Raw genomic sequence first — 21546 nt, 5'->3', positions numbered from 1 at the left:
GGGCCGGCCGTACGCGTACGGCCGGCCCCTCAGACGCTGTCGCCGTTCCTACTGCTCCGGCTGCTCCGGCTGCTCCGGCGCGTCCCCGAAGTCCGGGATCGGGAGCCGTTCCCCGCCCTTGAGCGCCGACGCGTGCGCGACGATCCCCGGCAGGGTGTAGCGCGCCGCCACCCACGCGTTGACCGGCGGCAGCGTGCCCGTGCTGACGGCGGTCACGAAGTCGTCCGCGAGGAAGTGGTGGCTTCCCTCGTGGCCGTTGACCACGTTGGTGAACTCCTTCGGCAGGCGCGACCGGTCGTGCACCGGCGCCGAACCCGATGTGAAGGCGTCCCGCAGCGCCGGCGACACGTGTGCGAGCGACGGGTCGTCGGGGGAGAGCGTGGGCTTCGGCTGGAGGTGGTCCGTGACGTCCTGGACCCCCTTCTTGTCCTGCCACACGCTGACCGTGGCGAGCTGCTCCAGGCTCCCCTCCGTACCGAAGAACCGGAAGCGCGACTCCCGGATGTGCGACGGGTAGCCCACGCGCCGGAACTCGTTGATGCGGAACGAGCCGCCGCCCGCGACCTCGAAGAGCGCCGTGGCGTTGGAGAAGTCGTTGTCGAACTGGCTGACGTCCTTGTCGAAGACCCCGTCCCCCCGTTCGTCCTTGACGCCGATCGCGGAGACGCTCACCGCGTGCGTCCGCCAGGCGCCGAGCACACCACCCACCGAGTGGGTCGGGTAGAGGAGGGGCGGGTAGCTGGCGGTCGACTTCCAGCCCTCGCCGCCGCTGTACTGGTACGCCTCGTAGAAGCCCAGGTCCATGTCGTGGACGTAGTCGCCCTCGGCGTGGAAGATCCGGCCGAAGGCGCCGTCCGCGACCTGGTCACGGGCGTACACGGTGGCCGGGTTGTACTGGCTGGTCTCGCCCATCATGTACGTCAGGCCGGTCTCCCGTACGGCCTCGATGATGGCGGCGATCTCCTCCTCGGAGATCGCCATCGGTACCGCCGAGTACACGTGCTTCCCGGCGCGCAGCGCCTTGACGACGAGCGGGCCGTGCGTCCAGCGCTGGGTGAAGATCGCGACGGCGTCGACGTCCGAGTCGAGCACGGCGTCGAAGGACGGCAGGGCGCCGGCGAGGTCGTGGTCGGAGACGAGCTTCTCGGCCCGTTCGGGCAGCAGGTCGGTCGCGAAGATGTCGCCGACGCCGGGGTGGAGGCGCCAGAGCTTCGCGAACTGCCCTGCGAACTGGCCGGCGCCGACGATGCCAAGGGAGAAGGACATGACACACCTTTCACTGGGGTGGTGTTCGGGCGGAGGCTGAGGCTGGTGCTCAGTCGCCCTGCGAGAGGATGAGGTTGATCTGCCGGTTGGTCGTGGTGAGACTGCTCACCGGAGCGCCGTTGGCGTACACGTCCTGCATGGCGGGGCGCATGAGGCCGGCGACGTCCGCCGCGTAGTTGGTGATCGGGAACGAGAACGTCGTCCCGTCCGCGACCGGCCGGGTGAAGGCCGTGACGTCGATGCCCTCCTTCCGGTAGGCGGCGATCGCCGCGTCCGTACCCGCCTTGGTGGCCGGGAAGACCACGCCCTGCCGCCCGACCACCGTCTGACAGGCGTCGGAGGCGAGGTAGGCCACCCACTTCTGGGCGGCGGGCTTCTTCGCGCCGCGCTTGGTGAGGGAGTCCGCGAGGCCGTTCCGCATGGTGGCGCGCTTGCCGGAAGGACCGATGGGGGTCAGGGCGGTGCGCGCGTCGATGCCCTTGAAGCCGTAGATGGTCTTGGTCATCCAGGAACCGTGCAGCGCGATGGCCGCCTTGCCCGAACTGAGCTGTGCGTCGGCCTGGTTGGACTGCGAGAAGACGGTGTAGGGGGCGAGGTAGCCCTTCTTCGCGAGGCCGAAGTACCAGTCGATCGTGGACTGGAACGCCTTCTGGTCGTAGTTGTAGTGGGTCCCCCACGCCTTCTTGTCCGTGTAGTTCCACCCCGCGGAGCCGGTGAAGGCGCTCCACTGGGCCTGGCCGTCGGCCTCGCCCGCGTCGTTGCTGGCCAGCCCGTACGTCCTGACGTGGTTCTTGTCGAAGCCGGGCTGGTCCCCGCGCCGGCCCTTGGTGTCGACGGTGAGACGGGCGACGGTCTTCTCGAAGGTGCCGCCGTCGACCGGGTTCCAGTCGAGGGTGTTGAGGGTCTCGGCCGAGATGCCGACGGCGTCGGTCTTCTTCTTGTCGTAGAACATCGCGACGGTGTCCCAGTCCTTGGGCGCGCCGTAGCGGTGGCCGTCCTGGCCGACCCAGGAGGCGGCGAGGCCGGGCTGGTAGTCGGAGTCCTTGATGGACCGGGTGGCGGGCAGTTCGTCCAGCGGGGCGAGAACGTCCAGGTCGGCGAACTGCGCGAACTTGGTGACGTGGTCGGTGAAGACGTCCGGCTCCGTGCCCGCGATCATGCTGGCGGTGAGCTTGGTCCAGTAGTCGTCCCAGCCGATCTGGGAGAGGCTGACCTTGACGCCCGGATTCGCCTTCTCGAACCCCTTGGCGCACTCCTGGTATCCCGGCAGCTGGCTGGAGTCCCACAGCCAGTACGAGACCGTGTCGCGCGAGGCCGAGGAGGTGGAGGAGGACCCCGAGCCGCATCCGGCGGCGAGGAGCGAGAGGGATACGGCGCCGATCAGGGCGGCCGACCGACGGGAGAGCCGACGGGAGGGCCGAGGAGAGATCCGGGGCGACGGCCGGGGGGAGATCCGGGGGGAGGGTCCTTGGGAGCTGTGCACGACGCCGACCTCTCTACGTGTGCCCGTGGGGGAATGGGTCACTTGAGCCCGCTGAAGCCGATGGAGTTGACGATCCGCCGGGCGAAGACGCCGAAGAGCACCAGCATCGGCAGGGCGGCGACCAGTGTCGCGGCCATCAGCCCGGCCCAGTCCGTACCCGTCTGCGGGGTCTGCGACCGGAAGATCGACAGGGCCACGGTCAGCACGCGGGAGCTGTCGCTGTACGAGACCATCAGCGGCCAGAAGTAGTCGTTCCACGCCGTGATGTACGTGAGGACGCCCAGGGTGGCCATCGGCGCGGACGCCATGGGCAGGGAGAGCCGGAAGAAGATCCGTATCTTTCCCGCACCGTCCAGCAGCGCGGCCTCCTCCAGCTCCCGGGGCAGGTTCATGAAGAACTGCCGCAGGAAGAACACCGCGAACGGCGTCATGAACATCGTCGGCAGGGCGATCCCGAGGAGGGTGTCCACCAGGCCGAGTTCCTTGATCAGGATGAAGTTCGGCAGGAGCGTGAAGATGGCCGGCACCATCAGCCCGGCGAGGAAGAGCCCGAAGACCCGGTCCCTGCCGCGCCAGCGCAGCCGGGCGAAGGCGTACGCGGCCATGGCGGAGAACATCAGCTGACACACCGTCACCAACGTTGCCACGACGGTGGAGTTGAAGAGGTAGCGCCAGAAGTTCAGGGAGCCGCCCGCGCCACCCTGGGCCAGCGCCTCCTTGGTGCTCTGGAGTCCGAAGACCCGCTCGAATCCGCCCCAGCTGAAGTCCACGGGCAGGGGGTTGGCCGGGTCGGTGGCGAGCGCGGCATTGGAGGAGAGGGCCGTCCGTGCGATCCAGTAGAAGGGCAGCAGGGTGATGAGCACGATCGCGACCATCACCGCCCAGGCGGCGATCCGTCCGGGCGACGGCAGCGGTCGCGTGCGGCGTACGGGCTTCGCGGGCGCGGCCACGCCGGCCTGTGTGAGGGGGCGCATCAGCCGAGGTCCGTTTCGCCGGCCCGGGTGACCCGGTACTGGATGATGGTGATCACGCTGAGGACGGCCAGCAGCGCCACGGACATGGCGGACGCGTAGCCGAACTGGAACCGCCCGAACGCCGAGTCGTAGATGTACAGCTGGAGCACGTTGCTGGCGTTGGCCGGGCCGCCGGGGCCCGTCGTCGCCACCGCCACGGTGTCGAAGACCTGGAACGACCCGATGACCGTCATGATCAGGACGACCGCGAGCACCGGCCGCAGCAGCGGCATCGAGATCCGCCAGAACATCCGCAGCTCGCCCGCGCCGTCCACCCGCGCGGCCTCGTACACATCGCCGGGGATCGCCTGGAGTCCGGCGAAGAGCAGCAGGGCCGTGTAGCCGACGTGCCGCCATACGTTGATGACCGCGATGCTCGGGACGACCCACTCCTCGCTCGCGAGGAAGGCGATGTGGTCGAAGCCGAGCGCCCCCAGGATCTCGTTGCCGATGCCGATCTGCGTGTCGAGGATCCAGAGGAAGACGATGCCCGCGACGACGTTCGAGACGAGGTACGGCGTGAGGACGACGGAGCGCAGGAAGGAGGAATTGGTCAGCCGCTGCATGAGTACGGCGATGCAGAGGGCGGCGACCGTCTGCACCCCGATGTTGATGACGACGTACTCGACGGTGACGCGCAGGGACCCCCAGAAGATGGGGTCGTTGATCATCCGGCGGTAGTTGTCCAGGCCCACCCACTCGGCGGGGGTGAGCAGGTTGTAGCGGGTGAAGCTCAGATAGATGCCGCGCAAGGTGGGCCAGAGGAGGAAGAGCAGGAAGCCGAACAGGGCGGGGGCGATGAAGGCCGACGCGAGGAGCCCGTCCCCGCGTTCACCGCTGCCGGTGTTCCTGCCCTTGCTGCCGGTGTTCTTGCCGTGCGCGGTCTTCGGTATCACCTTGGTACCGGGCGCCGCGGGGCCGCGTGGCGCGCCGCTCGGGGCGCCGCGTGAGGCGACAGTCATCAGAGACTCCCTTGTCCATGACTCGTCCTCGGGGGTGGTGGTTACTTTCGTCTTGAAATAATCACCGCGTCAAGAGGTGTGCGAGGGTGGATTCAAGCGCTCCAAGTTCCGGTACGAGGGTTCCTTTCCTTCCGTGATGAAATAAAGTGGCCTCGCTGATCCTGGCTACGATGAACCGGGAGCACCGTCATGGACCCTCAGGGGAGCGACAGGAGCAAGGTGAACGCGCGCATGCCTTCCGCGAGTTGGGCACCACTGAGCCCCGCAGAACGGGCCGTGGCGATCGAGGTGCTGACGCACGGGCCGGTGTCGCGCAGCGAGATCGCGAGAAAGCTGAACCTGTCGGCGGGCAGCCTCACCCGGCTCACCAAGCCGCTGATCGAGTCGGGCCTGCTGGTGGAGGACCCGGCCTCCGCCCCGGCTCCCGCCCCCGCCTCCGCCCTTGCTCCGGCCCCGGTCTCCACCCCGGCCGCCGCCACCCCCGCCCCCGGACTCTCGGCGGTCAAGGTCCCTTCACCCGCCGCCAGGATCCCCGCCCCCACCACCCGGCAGGGCCGTCCCTCCCAGCCGCTGGACATCGTCGCGGACTCCCGCTTCTTCGCCGGCTTCAAGATCACCGAGGACACGGTCTACGGAGTCGTCACCACCCTCAAGAGCGATGTCGTCGCCGCCCGCGCCCTTCCCCTCCGTACCCGCGAGCCCGCGGACGTGGCAGGCCTCCTGCACACGATGACCACGGACTTCGCCGCGGACTTCCCGCGCCTCGCCGGTGTCGGCGTGGGCCTCGGCGGCTATGTCGTCGGCCCCGACCGCACCGTCACCTCACCCTTCCTCGGCTGGGGCGGCGCCCCCTTCGTCGATCTCCTCGAACGGCGCACGGGCCTGCCCGTCGTGGTCGAGAACGACGTGGCCGCGCTGGTCGAGTCGGAGGCGTGGTTCGGCGCCGGCCGCGGCCTCGACCGCTTCGTCGTCCTCACCATCGGCGCCGGAGTCGGGTACGGCCTGGTCCTCGGCGGCCAACTGGTCCGCTCGGGCGACGACGCCCGGGGCATCGGCCGCCGCTGGATCGTCGACCCCCACGGCCCCCTCACCCCGGACGGCGACCGCGGCAGCGCCACCGCGCTGCTCTCCATCCCGAGCATCCGCTACCAGGTCGCGGCGGCCACCGGCCGGGACCACACGTACGACGAGATCCTCACCCTCGCCGCAGCGGGCGACCCCCCGGCGGCCCGCGTGATCGACGAGGCGGCGCGCGCGCTCGGCACGGTGGTGGCGCAGATCGCCAACTTCGCCATGCCGCAGAAGATCCTGCTCGCGGGGGAGGGGGTGGGCCTGGTGGAGGTGGCGAACCCGGCGATCACCGAGGCGATCGCCGCCAACCGCCACCCGCTCGCGGAACCGGTCGCGCTGGAGACCAAGATCTCCGACTTCAACGACTGGGCCCGGGGCGCGGCGGTCCTGGCCATCAAGGTCCTGGTCCTGGGCCGGCCGAAGTAGCCGCCTGAGCGGACCTGGTGAGCGCCGCGCCGGTTCAGGGGCGGCAGCGCGGCGTGGTTCCCGGAGGTTCCTCGTCACACCGGAGCGGATCCGCGAGGGCGCGCGCCCCGGACGAACCGTTTCAGTCCAGCGCCTCGATCGCCCGCACGATCAGGGCCCGCGCCTGGGCGCCGTACACGGCCAGGCCCTGAAGCTCCTCGAACGCCTGGAGGTAGAGGGCGATTTCGGACGGCTGGACGATGTTGACGCGCGCCGACAGCAACTCCACCGCCACGAGGCTGTCGTCGAAGGCGCTGAAAGGTTCCTGTACCCAGAGCGGCCGATGCGGTGTGCTCATCGGGATCACACCCAGCGATACGGAGGGAAGGGTCCCGGCGCTGAGGAGATGGCCGAGCTGGGCGGCCATCGTGTCACTGTCGCCCAGCTGGAAACGGAGCACGTGTTCTTCCACGAGGAGTACGAAGCGGTGCCCCGCCTCGTGGATGATCTGCGACCGCTTCACACGGGCCGCAGCCGCCTCGGCTCCGTCGTCGGGGACGTCCAGCAGCCGGGCGTTCGTGCCGAGCAGGGCCCGCGCGTATCCCTCGGTCTGCAGGACTCCGGGCACCAGGGCTCTCGCGTACACGCGGAGCACCTTGGTGGACCTGTACAACGGTGTGGCGGCTTCCTGGATCTGGCGGAGACCGGTACGGGCGCGGCGTCGCCACTCCATGTAGAGCGATTCCGCGTGCAGGGACGCGGCGATCAGGTCCTCCGCCTGGTCCCCGGCCGAGCAGGTCCGGCACCAGAGGCGGATATCGGTCGGTGACGGCGGAGTCCGCGCGTTCTCGATGCGGGAAGTCTTCGCGTGGTGCCAGCCGCACACAGAGGCCAGCTCGGTGCCCGTGAGCCCCGCGTCCCTCCTGATGTCGCGCAGCCGCCGGGCGACGTTCATGCGGGCGGCCTGGGCGGAGGACGACGGGGATATGGGCACGGAGCTGGCCTACCGGGGTTCGTTCGTCAGCGGATCTCGTAGGTGCCGTGCGGGGTGGCGCGCTCCCATACGGCTTCGAACGCGTCGACGCACTGCTTGACGACGTCCGCCTCCGACCGTAGCTCCATCCTCGGCTCGGCCCAATCCCCCTCTCCGCCAAAGTGGTTGAACATGACCGAGGCGCTGTCGAAGATCCACAGATCGCTGCCGGGGAGCAGGAGGGTGGCGGCGTCACGCCGGGGCAGCCACCGCACCTGCTCGCCTGCGTGCACGTTGACGTCCGCGCCGGCGTGTTCGTAGCGGATGTAGTCGGTGACCGGCTCGGACACCACGCGGGCGCGTCGTACGACGACCCCACGTGCGGTGGCCTGACCGATCAGGCCGACCCAGGGAGCCCAGTAGGGGGACCCGGGGTCGGTGTCCCGGCGGCCGGAACGCTTCCACTCGTCGAAGTCGTCGGCCTCGTCGCCGACGCCGTAGACGTCGCGCATCTCCAGGTGGACGGCGGAGTGCTGGGCCGCCTCCAGGAGTTCCTCAAAGTTCGGTCTGCTCAGCGACATCGCACGCCTTCCTCAGCAGGGGCACCAGGCGGACGGGGATACGGATGACGCTCTCGCCGGCCGGGATCGCCTTCGCGTGTCCGGGGGCGGTGTTCTCCGCGCACTCGCTGCGCGTGGCGTCGTCCGCCGTGTAGCTCTGGATCACGATGTCCGCGGTGTCCGTGTCCACCCACGCGGTGGGCGAGCCTTCGAGCTCTGTCTCAGGATCGATGCCGATGAACTGTAAGTCCATGGTCGTGTACTCCCTCTCGGAGTGTGTGCCAATGTGCACGATTCTCGGGCAGAGCTGACGGCCCGTCAAGGACGTCAAGTAGCCATACGGTTACGTGAAAACGGCGTGCGCACATTCGTGCACATTGCTTGAGAGGGTGCGTCCCGGGCGTCTACGTTCCTGGGCATGAACGCGCGTATCCACGCAAAAAGCGGGTCCGGACAGCGATGCGCGCCAAGGGCGCCCGCAGCTCCCCGTGCGAGGACGAGGCTCCCGTACCGAGACCGCCACGCAGGCGTCGCGCGTCACTGATCCCCGCTCCGGTCGCCCATTCCCTGGCAGGAAGGCGACCGAAGCGGGTCCGTGCACCACCCGTCGCGAGGAAGGGAACGGCACATGGCCATCATCCACGCCCGACGCGGGCCGCTCGTCCAGGCGGACCCGGACAACACCGATATCGAGGACGGCGACAGCGGCGGCTCCGACCCGGCCTCGGGCTGCGGCGACAACGCCTTCTTACTGCACGTCCGTTGATCCAGGAGAAGAGGAAGAACGTGGGACGGACCATGACAGGAACCGGGCGGGTGACCGTGCTGGCGCTGTTGCACACCTGGCCCGACCGGTACGCCGTGCTCGCGTACACCACCACCGGCCACGTCGGCGACACCGCCGTCATCGGCCACGTACCCACATCCGCCGCGCCGGAGCTGTCGCTGATGGCGGCCGCCGCGCGGCACCATCCCGCCCGGATCTACGGTTCCGCGGGCGGGGCCGGCTTCGCCGAGGCGTGCTGGTTGATCTGCGTGGGGTGGAGCGGGCGCAGTCTGCCCAAGCCCGGCGGGCTCGAACTGTACGGCGCCGCGTGGGCGTTGGAGTGCGGCGGGACCACGGAACTCGGGCGGAACATGTACGGGCACGACCGCCTCCACGTCGGCCGGTTCTCCTTCGACGACCCGTCGCTGGCGCGTCGGGCGCGCGGCGTGTGCCCACTCGCCCAGGGGGCGGAACGGCGCCCGTGATCAGGGGCGACCGCGGGAACTTGCCGGATCCCGGCAACCTGGCGTCGGTACGGTGCTGCCGTACTCCTCCCTGATGCCCGGTCAGCGATGTGTGGCTCAATGCTCCTGGAACGAAGGGGGAATTGGGGATGATGGCGGTACGGACGGTGAGGCGGGCGGGGCCGGCCCGGCCCGGGGACGGTTGGTCGTGGGCGGTGGCCTGGAGCCTGCTCGGGGTGGTGTTCCTGGTGATCGCCGCGGCGTTGGCCAGGCCGGTGCCCGGGCAGGTCGCGGACGAGGAGGCGTTCCTGAACGCGCGGCCGTGCGACCGCGACGGGACGGCGGAGCGGACGGCGGAGGGCTCGGCGGACTGCATGCGCACGATCCACGGGACGGTGCTCTCCGTCGAGACGGTCAAGAGCGGCAAGGTGACGGTCTTCCGCGTGCGGCTGAGGGACCCCGTACCGGCCCCCGCCGACCGGCCGCTGGACCTCGATGTGCACGGCGAGCTGTCGGAGCGCGTCGGGCCGGGGGACGAGGTGGAGGTCACCACCTGGCGGAACGTTCGGGTCTCCGTACGCCATGACGGGCTCGGCGAGACGCTGCCCGGGTTGCCGGACGAGAAGGCCACCATGCTCGCCGGGTTCGCGCTGACCGGGGTCTGGTCGGCGGTCCTGGCCTTCTTCGCCGCGTTCGGCAGCGCCCGGCGGGCCCGCCGCCGTGCCGCCGGACGCGCTTTCGCACCCCGGGTCCCGTTCGGCGTGGCGCAATGCGTGGGTGTGGTGGCCGTACCGCTCATCGTGGCGTACGGCACCGGCCTCGTCTGGGACGCCTGGACGTCGGTGGCGGCGACCGTGGTCCTCGGGGCCCTGCTGGCGGTTCCGGTCACGATCGCCGGACTGCTCTGGCACCGCGACGAGCCGCGCACCGCACCCGACACCGCCGACCGGCCGGCCGGCGGGGCCTGAGAGCCGGGGCGGGCCCAACTCGCCGCCCCGACCGGTCCGCTTGGGTTACGGGAGTGCCGGTTCGGCGGGGGAGGGCGGGCAGTGGCAGTGGTCCGGGACGGGCGGAGCGATCAGTCCTCGAATTCGTGGCGGACGCGGCGCGACGGGCTGAAGGTGTAGAGGTCGAGGACGCCGGGCGGCTCGGCGAGGCCGGGGCCGCCGTTCGCGACCCAGGTGGTGATGTCGGTGGCGGCGCCGGGGTCGTTGACCTGGCCGAGCCAGACCGGTCGTCCGCCGGCCTCGCGGCCTTCGGCGGAGGGCTGGATGACGATGACGTTGGCGCGCTCGCACGCGTCCAGGCAATCGGTCCGCCGGACCCTGGCGACTCCGGCCAGCCGCGTGCGCAGATCGGTGAGCTGGGCTTCGTGGTCCAGACGCGGCACCTTGGCCGGGGTGCCGCAGCAGCAGCCGCGGCACACGGTGACGGTGGGCCTGCCCGCCCCCGGGCCGGGGGCGGCCTTCTGGGTGCGGCGGCTCACCGTACGTCCTGTGCGGCGCGGTGCCGGACGGCGTCGCGCGGCGGACGCGGGCCGTTCAGGCCGACGACGGTCGCGCCCTCGTGGCCGAGGACACCGAGCGGCGTGCGGGCGAGCGGCGTGTGGGCGACGAAGCCGATGCCGGGCTGTCTCATTCCCTCTCCCGTTCGAGGAAGGCGTGTTCGAGGAGGGCCCGGAACGCGCGCGGGCCGGCCGGTGACGTGTTGGACGGTGTCGGTGATGTGGTCCTCCGCGCCCTCCGCGATGGCACGGTCCATGCCGGCCAGCATAGCGGCGAACTCCGGCGGCACCTCGGTCGTGAGGCGGTCGCGCATCTGCTCGTAGGAGAGCCGGTGGTGGTCCACGGGCCGGCCGGTGACCTGGGTGAGGGTGGTCGCGATGTCGTCGTAGCTGAGCGCCTCCGGCCCGGTGAGGACGAGATCGGTGTTGGGGGCATCTGCGTCGGTCAGGGCATGGACGGCGACCGCCGCGATGTCCTCGGCGTCGACGAAGCCGACCCGGCCACTCCCGGTCGCGGTCCGGATGGTGTCCTCTTCACGGATGCTCACGGCGTGCGCGTGTGTGCCGGTGAGGTTCTGCGTGAACCACGACGGCCGCGGCACCGCCCACTGTTCGAACAGACCGGGCAGGGCCTGGTGCACCATTCCGACCGCCGGGCCGCCCTCGGGGATGGCCGAGGAGCTGAGGAGCACCGCACGGCGCACGCCGGCGGTGCGGGCCTGCCGGAGGAACGGCAGCATGACCGCCGCCGGGTCGGTGTCGCCCACGGGCGGTATCAGGTAGACGCGGTCGGCTCCGTCGAGGGCGGTGGCGTGGGTGGCGGGTTCGTACCAGTCGAAGGCGACCGGCTCCGCGCCGGGAACGGTGGCGGCCCGACGGCTGGCGGCCTTGACGCGGTGGCCGGCGGCTGTCAGCCGCGCGGCGGTGCGGCTGCCGGTGGTGCCGGTGGCGCCGATGACCAGAGTGGTGCCCGTGGTCGTCATCGGCTGCTGCGAGAGCCCGGAAGGCGTCACCATGGCCGCTGTCGCGGCGGCGGCCGACGTCGGCAAAGGCACGCTCTTCCGGGCCTTCGGTGACCGCCCCGGCCTGCTCCGCGCGCTGTACGAGGCGCGGCTGGAACCGGTCAGGGAGGCCGTCGAAGCCGGACCGCCGCCCCTGGGCCCCGGGACTCCGCCGCTGGAGCGCGTACCCGCCCTGCTCGACACCCTCCTGTGCTTCAAACTCGACAACCGCCGCCTCATGCTGGCCCTGGAGGAGAGCGGGAGCGGCAGCCCGTACCAGGCGGATCATTACGGGCGTTGGCACGGCCTGCTCGACGCCATGCCGGGGCAGATCCCCGGTCTGACCGACAGCGACTTCGCCGCTCACGCCTGCTCGCCGCCACCCGAGCCGATCTTGTCGAGCGGCTGGCCGGGCACGATGGTGTGCCGCGCGAAAGGATGCGGGCGCAACTGGCGAACTTCACCGCCAGGGTCCTGGGCTCCGGCCCCGTACGGGGCCTGGCGGGCGAGGGCTGACCGAGGGCGGGGGAACCGGCCACGAGGGCGCTTGCCGATCGCTCCGTCGCCGGCGCTGCGGAGCCGCGGTGATCATGGCGTGATCAGTGAGCCCCGTACGTCCGGGTAGTCCACCTCGTCGGGCAGTTGGTAGCCGAGAGCGGTCAGCCGCCTCGCGACCTCCGCCGGGCTCATGCCCGTCAGGCTGGCGCTGCGCAGGACGTTCTCCAGGTGGACGTCGTCACGGTACGAACGGTCGACCGCCGCCAGCAGCCGGATGTCCTCCGGGTCCACGACGGCCGGAAGCTTCGCGTTCTCGTGCAGCCGGTGACCCAGCGCGGTCAGCCGCTCGGCGACGTCCGCCGGGGTCCGCCCCGTGACGAGGGCCGCGCGCAGGATGTGGCGCGTCCGGAGCCCGACGACGGTGTTCTTCTCCAGCCAGGGTGCGCGGCCGTCGAGGTTGTCGCTGAGGAGGATGAGGTCGTCGGCCTCCGGAGTGTCGGGCACCGCCTCGTGACGGTAGCCCAGCTCCGTCAGCCGGGCGGCGATGTCCGCCGGAGGGCGTCCCAGCCGTTCCGCGGCAGCGAGGATGTGCCCGGTGGGCGGCCACCGGTACAGCCAGCCGTCACCGAACCTTCCCGGAGAGCTGAGGAACAGCTCGTCCTCCGGGGCGGGTGTGTACGGCAGCCGGATACCGAGGGCGAGCAGCCGCACGGCGGTGGCGTACGGGCTGCGCCTCAGGCGGGAGGCGACGTGCAGTACATGGGACGCGGCGACCTCTTCGTCCCAGTCGAGCCACCTCCCGTAGATACCCGGGTCGGTTCTGATCAGCACGGCGTCACCGCTGCGGAAGGATTCGGGCAGCGGGTGGCCACTGCCGCCGAGCCGGTAGCCGAGAGCGGTCAGCCGGCGGGCGATCTCGGCGGGGCCCCGGTCGGTCCTGACCGCCGAGACGAGTATCTGTTGCAGGGACACCGGCTCGGCGATGTCGAGCCGGACGATGGCGTAGTGCGAGTTCGCGTCTTTGATCAGCGGGAGGTCGTCGGGGCCCACGGTGTCGGGCAGGGGGGCTTCGGGGCGCTGGATATCGGCGTATCCGAGGGCGGTCAGCCGTGCCACGACTGCGGCGGGGCGCCACCTCAGCTCGACCGCGGCGAGCAGCACGTGCCCGTACGGGACCGGCAGTTCGGGATCGAGCGGGTTGGCCCGGGGGCGGAGGCCGTTCTTGACGATCCGGTCGTCCGGGTCAGGGTCCGGGGCCGGGGAGGTGGAGGCGGAGGGGGAGCCGGCGGCTCGGGACATCGTGCGGCCTTTCGCTTGGGGTGGGAGGAGGGCAGGGGGAGGGTGCGCGGCGCGGGCGGGAACCGGGCCGGTTCAGGGACCCGGCGGGCTCAGGTACCGGCTTCCGCCGTCATTCCGCCACCGCGATGTACCGGCCGTGCTCCTGGCCCCATTCGGGGACGCCCCCGTCGTCCTGCTGCCGCGCGGTCAGGTCCACGCGAACCCCCTCCGGTTCCAGCTCCGTCCAGATCCGCAGCATCATGGCGTCGCTGAGGAAGTGGTGCGAGAGGTCCAGCTCCCGCAGGTGGGTGAGCGGCTGGCCGTGCAGCAGCGCCTCGACGCCCTCGTCGCTGAGCATGCCCATCGACAGGCTCAGCGAGGTGAGCTGGGCCACCACCGGCGCGGCGGCCAGCGCGGCGGCCAACTCGTCCTGGATCGGGCTGTTCTGCAGCCCCAGGTGGCGCAGTGCGGGCTTGCCCGCGCCCCTGAGCAGCGGCGCCAGGTCCTCGACCGTGGTTCCGCCGCCGTAGTTCTCGTCGCCCAGCCACAGCTCAAGGCGCTCCAGCGACGGCAGTGCGGAGGCGGCGATCTGCGCCGCCCCGGACGGGGGCAGCCCACCGGACTCGACGCGCAGCACCCGCAGGTTCTCGTGGCCCGACTCGGGGAACTCCAGGCCCTCTCCGCCGCGTACGGCCAGCTCCCGGAGGCCGGGGAACGCGTCCAGGACGGGCGCGATGTCACCCAGGTACATGGTGGAGATCATGTCCTCGTCGTCCTCCAGATCGCCGAGGAAGAGCCCTTCGAGTCCGGTCAATCGGGGTGCCAGGGACATCAGTTCGTCGGTGCCGCGCCCTCTCTCACCGTCGTACCAGGGGAAGCCGAGTACCACCGCCCGGACCTTCTCCGGCGCGACCCTCTCGGTGAACCGCGCCATATAGGCTTCGGTGCGCGCCCAGAAGTCGTTCTCGTGGGGCATCTCCTCGCACTGGAGACGCCAGGCCACGGAGCCGGGATCGGGCAGATCCTCGGGACTCACATCCGGCGAGAAGGTGAAGGCCGGCAGTCCGTAGAACTGCTCGACGTGGTGCACGTAAGACACGGTCTGGCTCCTGACGCTCCGAATCCGGTCACTGCTGGCTGTGTTCTACCAGCCGCCTCTGACAGCGGTGTCGCACAGCGGTGCCGGACGACGGTGCCGGACAGCGGAGTTCGGGCTACCGGGTCTCCGTGGGGTGTGAGGGCACGGGGGAGAGCGCTGTCTTCAGGTCCGCCCTTCTGCGGATGCCGAGTTTCCGGTACGTGCTGGTCAGATGGGTCTCCACCGTGCGCTTGGCCAGGTGCAGCAGTTCGGAGATCTCCGCGTTCGTGCTGCCGTCCGCCGCCAGAGCCGCTATCCGGCGTTCGCTCGCGGTGAGGGAGCGCGTGCCGGTGAGGGGGGCGTTCCTGCGGCGGGCGCCGCTGGCCTGAAGGGCCGCCTCCGCCATGGCCAGCAGGCGCGGCGCCGCGAGGCGTTCCGCCGTCGCCGCCGCCTCGCGGAGCAGCGGGCGGGCCCGGCCGGGGCGGCCCGCCGCGATGAGCTGGCGGCCGTGGGCGACGAGGGCGTGGACCAGTTCGGTGTCGAGCGGGGTGTTGCGCAGGGCGTCGACGGCCTCGGCGGTGAGTTCCAGGCCGCGCCGGCCGCCGGTGGCCGCGCCCAGGACGCGCAGCGCCCGGCCCCGTACGCGCGGGGTGTTCCACACGGTCGCGTACCGGTGTTCCACCTCGGCGAGCGCCAGTGCCTCCTGCGGCTGCCCCAGGGCGAGATGGCACTCGGCGGCGGCCGAGCGCCACGGCGTGACGATCGGGCTCTCCACGTCCCGGCCGAGCTGGCGCCTGCCGCATTCCAGGAAGTCGGCCAGGGCGCCCGCGGGGTCGCCGTCGGCGGCCCGCAGGACGCCGCGCGCGTACAGGAACCGGTTCAGCTCCCAACTGTCGTGTGCCTCACTGACATTGACGCCTTCGACCAGGCGCCTCGCCTCTGCGGCGCGGCCGAACTCGACAAGCGCCAGCACCCGGTGGGCCAGGAAGTTGGTGGGCCCGGCGCGTGGGGTGTCCTCCGGGGGCGGGGCGGCGCCGGCCGTCTCCTCCAGTACGCGCGCGTACTGGCCGCGCCCGGCGGCGCTGTCCATCCGTACGTTCAGCAGGGAGTCGTGGACCGGGTGCAGCGGCGACAGCCGGTGCTCGGTCAGCCCGGCCCTGACCAGCCGCTCCGCGTCGTCCGTCGCGTCCGCCCACTGGGCCACGGCGGCGGCCGTACCCAGCAGGTACGGCACCAGCAGCGGGTCCTCCGGCGCCGTCAGCAGCCGCCGGATCTGCTGGGAGGCCCAGTCGGCGGAGATCAGCCCGGCCGTCGCCTCGTACCGGATGAGCAGGGTCCTCACGGCCGGACTCATCCGTTCCGGGAAGCGTGCGGCGGTCTCGCGCAGCCGGGCGTAGACCTCGCGCCGTATCTCCGGGTCGTGGTCGGCGAGGAGCGCGGACGCGGACTGGACGGTACGGGCCAGGACCGGCTCGTCCTCCAGGGTCCCCAGGCCGCCCAGGACGTCGAACGCCGCGCGCGGCTCGCCCCGGTGGGCCAGCGCCGTGCCCAGCGTGACCGCCGTCATGACGCGCTCCCTGGGCCGTTCCTGGAGGCGCAGCGCCTCGGCGAGCCGGGATATCCCCGCCGACCGTACGGTGGCGAACTCCAGCGCGCCGAGTTCGGCCAGGATCGCCGCCCTGCGCTCGCGGGGCAGCGGTTCGTCGAGGGCGCGGCGCAGACAGGCGACCGCGTCGCCGGTCCTGCCCTCCCTGACCGCGACGGACGCGGCGTCCAGCAGGGTCTGCGGCACCCAGCCCGCGCCGTCGGGCGGCGTACGCAGCAGATGCGCGGCGACCGCCCTGACCCGGTCGCCCCGGCGGCGGCGCAGTTCGGCGGCGCGGCGGTGCACGGCCTGGCGGTGCGAGCGGGGCCAGCCGTCGAGGACGGCCTCGCGCAGGAGCGGGTGGGCGAAGCGCGGGCCGCCGTGGGCGGGATCGCGGCGCAGTACGCCGAGCCGGACCATGGCGGTGAGCCAGCCGGCGACACGGGAGGGGTCGGCCCAGGTCACTTCGGCCAGGAGGCTGCCGAGGTCGTCCTCCTGGAGGGTGGGGCGGAGGGTGGTGGTGGGCGTCTGACCGTCCCGCGGAGGCTCGTGCCGTTCCCCGGGGGCGTGCGCGTCCTCCAGTTCCGCCAGCGTCCTGGCCACCGTCGCGGTACCGGGCCCCGCGCTCTCCAGCCACCACGACACGGCCGCCACGAAAGCCCCCGGATACAGCTCGGCGCAGCTCGTCGGCAGCCGTACGCCGTGCCCGGCGCCCCGGTCCCCGCCGTCCCCGCCGTCCCCGCCGTCTCCCCTGTCCCCTCCGTCCCCTTCGTTCCTTTCGTACGCCCGGTCCGCGTCCGGGTACACCGCCCGCAGGTCGTCCAGCAGGGCCCGCAGCAGCAGCGGGTTGCCCGCGCCCGCCCGTACGCACCCCTCCACCCACTCCGCGGAGACGGCCGGCGCGTCCGCGCCGCCGCGTATCAGCGTCTCGGCCGCCGCCCGGCTCAGCGGCGCCAGCGCGTGCGAGCCGACCACGGCGGGCGGCAGGGCGTGCGCCAGACCCGGTGACGGGGGCGCGATGTCGTACTGGCCGCGTTCGCTCACCACGATCAGCACCCGCAGCCCGGCCATCCTGCGCGCGCCCTCCGTCAGCCAGCGCCGGGAGGACTGGTCGGCGAGGTGGACGTCGTCCACGGCGACCAGCAGCGGCTGCTCCGCCGCGTACGCGCACAGCCGCTGCCACAGCCGTCCCGCGGACACCATCCCCGGGACGCCGTCGTCGGGGCCGAAGTCGGCGGGCGGGCAGAGGAGTTGCCGCACCAGGGCGAAAGGGCTCCCGGATCCGTCGGCGGAGGCGTGCGCCCGCAGCACCCGCATGCCGAGCCGCGCGCCCAGGTCGGCGGCGGCTTCGAGCAGCGTGCTGCGCCCCGTACCGGTGGGCCCGCGGAACACGACCAGCCGGCCGGAGCCGTCCAGCGCGCGCCCGGCTTCGAGGGCGAGCAGGTCGAGCGCGGCCTCGCGTTCGAGCAACGCGGGAAGGGGGGAAGGGTGAGAATGCAGAGGTGGGCGCATGAGTGGGGGTGGGGGTGTCCTCGGGAACGGGGTGGTGGCGTGGTCAGGACGGGCGTCCGGACCGGTGCCCCGGTACACGTTCGATGCCGCGGTCATGGGTAACCTCCCGCCGATCTCGTGGTCGTTCTCGTGGTGGGCCACGGTTGTGGCCTCCGCACTGACAGAGGGACGGTGGGAGGAGATTGTTCCGCTAACGCAAGGACGTAAGGGAATGGTTCTCCGTACCCCGGCCAGAATCCCGGTCGAGGTCCACGCATCGGACCCGCTCTCCCTCGCAGGAGCCGCCAGCCAACTCCGCAGACAGCCGGAGATAGAGCTGGTCGAGGAGGCCGCGGGGCGGCCGGGAACGGTCGCGGTCCTGCTCGCCGAGGCGCTGGACGAACCCACCCTGTCCCGGCTGAGGCGGCTGATCAGGGCGGACGGCACCCGGGCCGTTCTCGTGACGAGCCTGATCCGCGAGGCCGAACTGCTCCAGGTGATCGAGTGCGGCGTCGGCGCCATCGTCTGGCGGCGCGAGGCCACCGGCCACCGGCTCCTCCAGGCGGTCCTGGCGGCCTCGCGCGGCGACGGGGACCTGCCCTCCGACCTGCTGGGGCGGCTGATCGCGCAGGTCGGTACGTTGCAGCGCGGCACGACGAACGTGCCGGGCGCCCCCGCGGCGGGTCTGTCACCGCGCGAGGTGGATGTGCTCCGGCTGGTGGCCGAGGGTATGGACACCGGGGAGATTGCCAGCAAACTGTCGTACTCCGAACGCACCGTCAAAAATGTCATGCACGGTCTGACGACCCGTTTGCAACTCCGGAACCGCGCCCATGCCGTGGCCTATGCCTTGCGGGAAGGCTACATCTGATGGGTGGGACCTGAGTCAAGGTTCTCGGGGGCAGAGGAGCATGCCCCTTGATCGTCCCGCCCGTGCCTCGTGAAGTGGATGCCTCACGGTCCACGATCACGTGGGGTCTGTCGTGCTGTCACACCGGCGCGCCGAGGGCCGTGCCGAGGGGTGTACGGGTATCGCCGCGGACCGGCGCGCGTGACCGGCCGCCACCGCCCGCCACCGACAACTGCCCGACCCCCTGACTGCCTGCCCCCTGAGCGACCGGCTCCCGACCGCCCGACCCCCTGACTGCCCGAGTGAGCGACCACCCATGAGTGACCGACCGGCGACGACGTCGATGTGAAGGGCTGCACACCGTGATCCACGAGGTGGACGATGTCCTCAAGCGCCTGCTGACCGGCGGCTCCCTCGCCGGGTCCGGCGTCGAGGTCGCCTTCGACGCCCCGACCCGCGACTGGGCGGCCCGCCAGAACGCCCCCATCATCGACGCGTACCTCTACGACATCCGCGAGGACACCCGGCGGCGCGAGCGCGGCGCCGCGGCCGTACGCGACGACCGGGGCATCGTCCTCAAGCGGCGTGAGGCGCCGCGCTGGTTCCGGCTGGCGTACCTCGTCACCGCCTGGACCAAGCGTCCGCAGGACGAGCACCGGCTGCTCTCGGCCGTACTGGCCACGCTCCTGCCGCGCGAACTCCTTCCGCCGCAGGAACTCTCCGGCTCGCTGGCCGAGCTGGGGCTCACCATCCCGTTGTCCGTCGCGGGGCTGCACACCGAGGCGCGCTCGCTCGCCGACATCTGGTCGGCGCTCGGCGGCGAACTCAAGCCGTCGCTCGACGTGGTGATCACCGCGCCCTTCCCGTCCTTCCCGGAGTACGCCGTCGGCCCGCCGGTCACCGAAGGCGCGGGCGTACGGGTCCGGGCCGTGGACGGCTCGCTGGAGGACAGCGGCGAGCGGTTCCACCTCCCCCGGCACCTGGCCAACGGCTCGGGCAAGGGCATGGGCTCCGGTATGGGCATGGGCAAGGGCAAGGCCGCCGGCAAGGGCAGAGGCCCGGGCGCGGGCACGAAGGAATGACGGAATTGAACGAGGTAACCCCGCTGCTCGAACGGCTGACCGGGCTGCGCGAGCGCGTGGCGCGGCTGGTCGAGCACCGCAGCGCCGACGACCCGACGGCCACGGACCCCATGCGGGGGCTCTACCTGCCGAAAGAGGCGATCCGGCGGCTGCTCTCCCTGCCCCCGGGGATGGCGGACCCGACCGGCACGGCGGATACGACGGGCGCGACAGGTACGGCGGACGCGGCCGGCGAGGCCGACGCGCCCGACCGGCTTCACCGCCTCGCACAGCGGCTGCGCCTCAGCGAACTCGACACCGGGATCCTGCTGATCGCCCTCGCGCCCGACCTCGACCGGACCTTCGAGGGGCTGTACGGCTACCTCAACGACGACGTCAGCCGCCGCCGGGCCTCGACCGGGCTCGCGCTCGACCTGTCCGGCGTGCCCGCGCACTCCGCCGCCGGGCGGGCCAGGTTCCACGCGTCGGCTCCGCTGGTCTCGCTGGGGCTGCTCATCGTGGAGGAGCCCGAGCGGCCTTTCCTCAGCCGCTCCCTGCGCGTGCCCGAGCGGGTGGTGGCGCATCTGCTGGGCGACGACACCGCGGACGCGGTGCTGGACGGAACGGTCAGGCCGCTTCCGTACACCGGGACGGAGTCCGCGGCCGACCCCGGGAGCGACGGTCTTGTCCGCTTGCTGGCCGCGCGGCTCGCGGCCGGCCCCTGCACGGTCTACCTGCGAGAACACCGCGAGGGCGACGGGCTGAGCTGCGCCGCCGCCGCCTTCGGCGCGGCCGGGATCGGCGCGCTGCACCTGACGCCCCCGTCGGGGGGCCGGCCGCAGGGTGAGCGGCCCCCCGGGGAACACCCGCCGAGGGAGGACGTCCCGTACGCCGAGGTGCTGCGCGAGGCGCGGCTGTCCGGCCGCGCCGTCGTCGTCACCTCGCTGCCGGAGAGACCGCAGGAGCTGATACGGGCGCTGTCGGCCGGTGATGTGACGGTCCTGCTGACGGGGACGCGTCCGTACGACCCCCACTGGTGCGACAACGGGGGGCCGGGCGGCGAACCGCTGGTGCTGGACGCGCCCCGGCAGCGTGCGGGCAACCTGGAGGCGTGGACGGTGGCGCTGGGCGGCGCCGTGAAGACGGAGGGCGGGGCCGGGGCGGAGGCGGGGACGGAGCTGGGCTTCGACCTGACGCCGGTCGTCGCCGCGTACCGCCTCGGACGCGAGGGGATCGACCGCGCGGCCCGCGCGGCGCTGGACCTCGCGGCGTTCGACGGTACGCCGCTGTCGGCGGCGCACGTACGGCTCGCCGCCCGCCAGCAGTCCGCGTCCGGCCTGGAACAGCACTCCCGGCGGATCCGCCCCGACGTCACCTGGGACGACCTCGTCCTGCCGGAGAAGCCGCTGGCGCAACTGCACGAACTGGCCGTGCGCTCCCGCAACCGCGAGCGTGTCCTCGGTGACTGGCGGCTCAGCGCGGGCGGCGGACGCGGCCGGGGCGTGCTGGGGCTGTTCGCGGGCGGATCCGGTACGGGGAAGACACTCTCCGCCGAGGTGGTCGCCGCCGAGCTGGGCCTGGACCTGTACGTCGTGCAGCTCTCGTCGATCGTGGACAAGTACGTCGGTGAGACGGAGAAGAACCTGGAGCGGATCTTCACCGAGGCCGACCGCACGGACGCGGTCCTGCTCTTCGACGAGGCCGACGCCGTCTTCGGCAAGCGCTCGGAGGTGAAGGACGCCCACGACCGCTACGCGAACATGGAGAGCGCCTATCTGCTCCAGCGGCTGGAGTCGTTCGACGGGATCGCGCTGCTGACGACCAACCTGCGCGGCAACATCGACGAGGCGTTCACCCGGCGGCTGGACCTCGTGATCGACTTCCCGTTCCCCGACCAGCCCCAGCGCCTCGCGCTCTGGCGCCACAGCCTCGTGCACGTTCCCTGCGCCGACGACATCGATCCGTCGGCGTGCGCGCGGGACTTCGAGCTGGCGGGCGGTTCGATCCGCAGCGCGGTCGTCACGGCCGCGTACGGGGCGGCGGGGCGGGGCGAACCCGTGACCAACGCCGACCTGCTGGCGGGCGCGCAGCGCGAGTACCGCAAGGCGGGCCGGCTGGTGCTGGACGACGTGGACTGGTAGGCGACTTCGCCGGAGCCGTCCCTTCCCGCCCCGGTGACGCTCCGCCCCGCCGTCCCGCCCCGCCCCGGTGACGGCTCCGCCCCGCCGTCCGTGTCC

19 protein-coding genes and 2 pseudogenes are annotated in these 21546 nt (G+C 72.0%); 8 read left to right on the top strand and 13 right to left on the bottom strand.

Annotated elements, in window-relative coordinates:
* Positions 1–48 precede the first annotated feature (48 nt).
* From ACFXPL_RS23170 to ACFXPL_RS23155, 4 genes are all read right to left on the bottom strand, one after another.
* Complete coding sequence (locus tag ACFXPL_RS23170; protein WP_384922644.1) at positions 49–1266, bottom strand: Gfo/Idh/MocA family protein; 1218 nt, start codon at positions 1264–1266, stop codon at positions 49–51.
* Between the two features lie 49 nt (positions 1267–1315).
* Entirely contained in the window at positions 1316–2695 is a 1380-nt protein-coding gene (locus tag ACFXPL_RS23165) for an ABC transporter substrate-binding protein (protein ID WP_384922776.1), read from the bottom strand.
* A 92-nt stretch (positions 2696–2787) separates the two neighbouring features.
* Entirely contained in the window at positions 2788–3723 is a 936-nt protein-coding gene (locus tag ACFXPL_RS23160) for a carbohydrate ABC transporter permease (protein ID WP_384922641.1), read from the bottom strand.
* Positions 3723–4724: a carbohydrate ABC transporter permease gene (locus tag ACFXPL_RS23155; RefSeq protein WP_384922638.1), complete on the bottom strand. Its 1002-nt coding sequence runs from the start codon at positions 4722–4724 to the stop codon at positions 3723–3725. Before ACFXPL_RS23155 ends, ACFXPL_RS23160 begins: the two co-directional genes overlap by 1 nt.
* Before the next feature lie 231 nt (positions 4725–4955).
* On the opposite strand from ACFXPL_RS23155, the gene ACFXPL_RS23150 reads away from it, so the two are divergent.
* A complete protein-coding gene (locus ACFXPL_RS23150; RefSeq protein WP_384922635.1) occupies positions 4956–6221 on the top strand; it encodes an ROK family protein in 1266 nt (421 codons plus the stop codon).
* Between the two features lie 121 nt (positions 6222–6342).
* Here ACFXPL_RS23150 and ACFXPL_RS23145 read toward each other — a convergent pair whose 3' ends face one another.
* Genes ACFXPL_RS23145 through ACFXPL_RS23135 form a run of 3 tightly spaced genes read right to left on the bottom strand, consistent with a single transcriptional unit; the run spans position 6343 to position 7986 of the window.
* Complete coding sequence (locus tag ACFXPL_RS23145; protein ID WP_384922632.1) at positions 6343–7194, bottom strand: helix-turn-helix domain-containing protein; 852 nt, start codon at positions 7192–7194, stop codon at positions 6343–6345.
* Positions 7195–7220: 26 nt separating this feature from the next.
* Positions 7221–7754, bottom strand: coding sequence for a DUF6879 family protein (locus ACFXPL_RS23140; protein WP_384922629.1), 534 nt, complete (start codon positions 7752–7754; stop codon positions 7221–7223).
* Complete coding sequence (locus tag ACFXPL_RS23135) at positions 7729–7986, bottom strand: hypothetical protein (protein ID WP_384922626.1); 258 nt, start codon at positions 7984–7986, stop codon at positions 7729–7731. The genes ACFXPL_RS23140 and ACFXPL_RS23135 overlap by 26 nt, the downstream gene beginning before the upstream one ends.
* Positions 7987–8361: 375 nt before the next feature.
* Between ACFXPL_RS23135 and ACFXPL_RS23130 the strand changes: the two genes are divergently transcribed.
* The 3 genes from ACFXPL_RS23130 to ACFXPL_RS23120 all read left to right on the top strand — a co-directional run bounded on the left by ACFXPL_RS23130 (position 8362) and on the right by ACFXPL_RS23120 (position 9931).
* A complete protein-coding gene (locus ACFXPL_RS23130) occupies positions 8362–8499 on the top strand; it encodes a hypothetical protein (RefSeq protein WP_384922623.1) in 138 nt (45 codons plus the stop codon).
* Between the two features lie 32 nt (positions 8500–8531).
* Positions 8532–8984 (top strand): hypothetical protein, encoded by a 453-nt coding sequence (locus ACFXPL_RS23125; RefSeq protein ID WP_384922620.1) that lies wholly within the window; start codon positions 8532–8534, stop codon positions 8982–8984.
* A gap of 194 nt (positions 8985–9178) precedes the next feature.
* On the top strand, positions 9179–9931 hold the full coding sequence (locus ACFXPL_RS23120; protein WP_384922617.1) for a hypothetical protein: 753 nt from the start codon (positions 9179–9181) through the stop codon (positions 9929–9931).
* Between the two features lie 110 nt (positions 9932–10041).
* Here the strand turns inward: ACFXPL_RS23120 and ACFXPL_RS23115 are convergent, their stop codons facing one another.
* From ACFXPL_RS23115 to ACFXPL_RS23105, 3 genes and pseudogenes are all read right to left on the bottom strand, one after another.
* Positions 10042–10449 carry a (2Fe-2S) ferredoxin domain-containing protein gene (locus ACFXPL_RS23115; RefSeq protein WP_384922615.1) on the bottom strand — a complete coding sequence of 136 codons (408 nt, stop codon included), beginning with the start codon at positions 10447–10449 and terminating at the stop codon, positions 10042–10044.
* Complete coding sequence (locus ACFXPL_RS23110) at positions 10446–10601, bottom strand: hypothetical protein (RefSeq protein ID WP_384922612.1); 156 nt, start codon at positions 10599–10601, stop codon at positions 10446–10448. Before ACFXPL_RS23110 ends, ACFXPL_RS23115 begins: the two co-directional genes overlap by 4 nt.
* Positions 10598–11450: pseudogene (locus ACFXPL_RS23105) on the bottom strand (NAD(P)H-binding protein). Before ACFXPL_RS23105 ends, ACFXPL_RS23110 begins: the two are co-directional and overlap by 4 nt.
* Positions 11451–11460: 10 nt before the next feature.
* Here ACFXPL_RS23105 and ACFXPL_RS23100 point away from each other — a divergent pair.
* A pseudogene (locus ACFXPL_RS23100) lies at positions 11461–11984 on the top strand (TetR/AcrR family transcriptional regulator); the annotation flags it as partial.
* A gap of 72 nt (positions 11985–12056) precedes the next feature.
* Here ACFXPL_RS23100 and ACFXPL_RS23095 read toward each other — a convergent pair.
* The 3 genes from ACFXPL_RS23095 to ACFXPL_RS23085 form a co-directional block, all read right to left on the bottom strand.
* On the bottom strand, positions 12057–13265 hold the full coding sequence (locus ACFXPL_RS23095; protein WP_384922609.1) for a hypothetical protein: 1209 nt from the start codon (positions 13263–13265) through the stop codon (positions 12057–12059).
* Positions 13266–13374: 109 nt separating this feature from the next.
* Complete coding sequence (locus tag ACFXPL_RS23090; protein ID WP_384922606.1) at positions 13375–14343, bottom strand: STM4015 family protein; 969 nt, start codon at positions 14341–14343, stop codon at positions 13375–13377.
* A 115-nt stretch (positions 14344–14458) separates the two neighbouring features.
* A complete protein-coding gene (locus tag ACFXPL_RS23085; protein ID WP_384922773.1) occupies positions 14459–17419 on the bottom strand; it encodes a LuxR C-terminal-related transcriptional regulator in 2961 nt (986 codons plus the stop codon).
* 211 nt (positions 17420–17630) lie between these two features.
* Between ACFXPL_RS23085 and ACFXPL_RS23080 the strand changes: the two genes are divergently transcribed.
* The 3 genes from ACFXPL_RS23080 to ACFXPL_RS23070 all read left to right on the top strand — a co-directional run bounded on the left by ACFXPL_RS23080 (position 17631) and on the right by ACFXPL_RS23070 (position 21450).
* On the top strand, positions 17631–18269 hold the full coding sequence (locus ACFXPL_RS23080; RefSeq protein ID WP_384922603.1) for a LuxR C-terminal-related transcriptional regulator: 639 nt from the start codon (positions 17631–17633) through the stop codon (positions 18267–18269).
* A gap of 341 nt (positions 18270–18610) precedes the next feature.
* Complete coding sequence (locus tag ACFXPL_RS23075; RefSeq protein ID WP_384922600.1) at positions 18611–19330, top strand: DUF4255 domain-containing protein; 720 nt, start codon at positions 18611–18613, stop codon at positions 19328–19330.
* Complete coding sequence (locus ACFXPL_RS23070) at positions 19327–21450, top strand: ATP-binding protein (protein WP_384922597.1); 2124 nt, start codon at positions 19327–19329, stop codon at positions 21448–21450. The genes ACFXPL_RS23075 and ACFXPL_RS23070 overlap by 4 nt, the downstream gene beginning before the upstream one ends.
* Positions 21451–21546: the final 96 nt, after the last annotated feature.

Source organism: Streptomyces sp. NPDC059092 (assembly GCF_042756365.1).
Lineage (GTDB): Bacteria > Actinomycetota > Actinomycetes > Streptomycetales > Streptomycetaceae > Streptomyces.
Note: the sequence above shows the minus strand (reverse complement) of the source record. Positions and strands in the feature narration are given on the sequence as shown.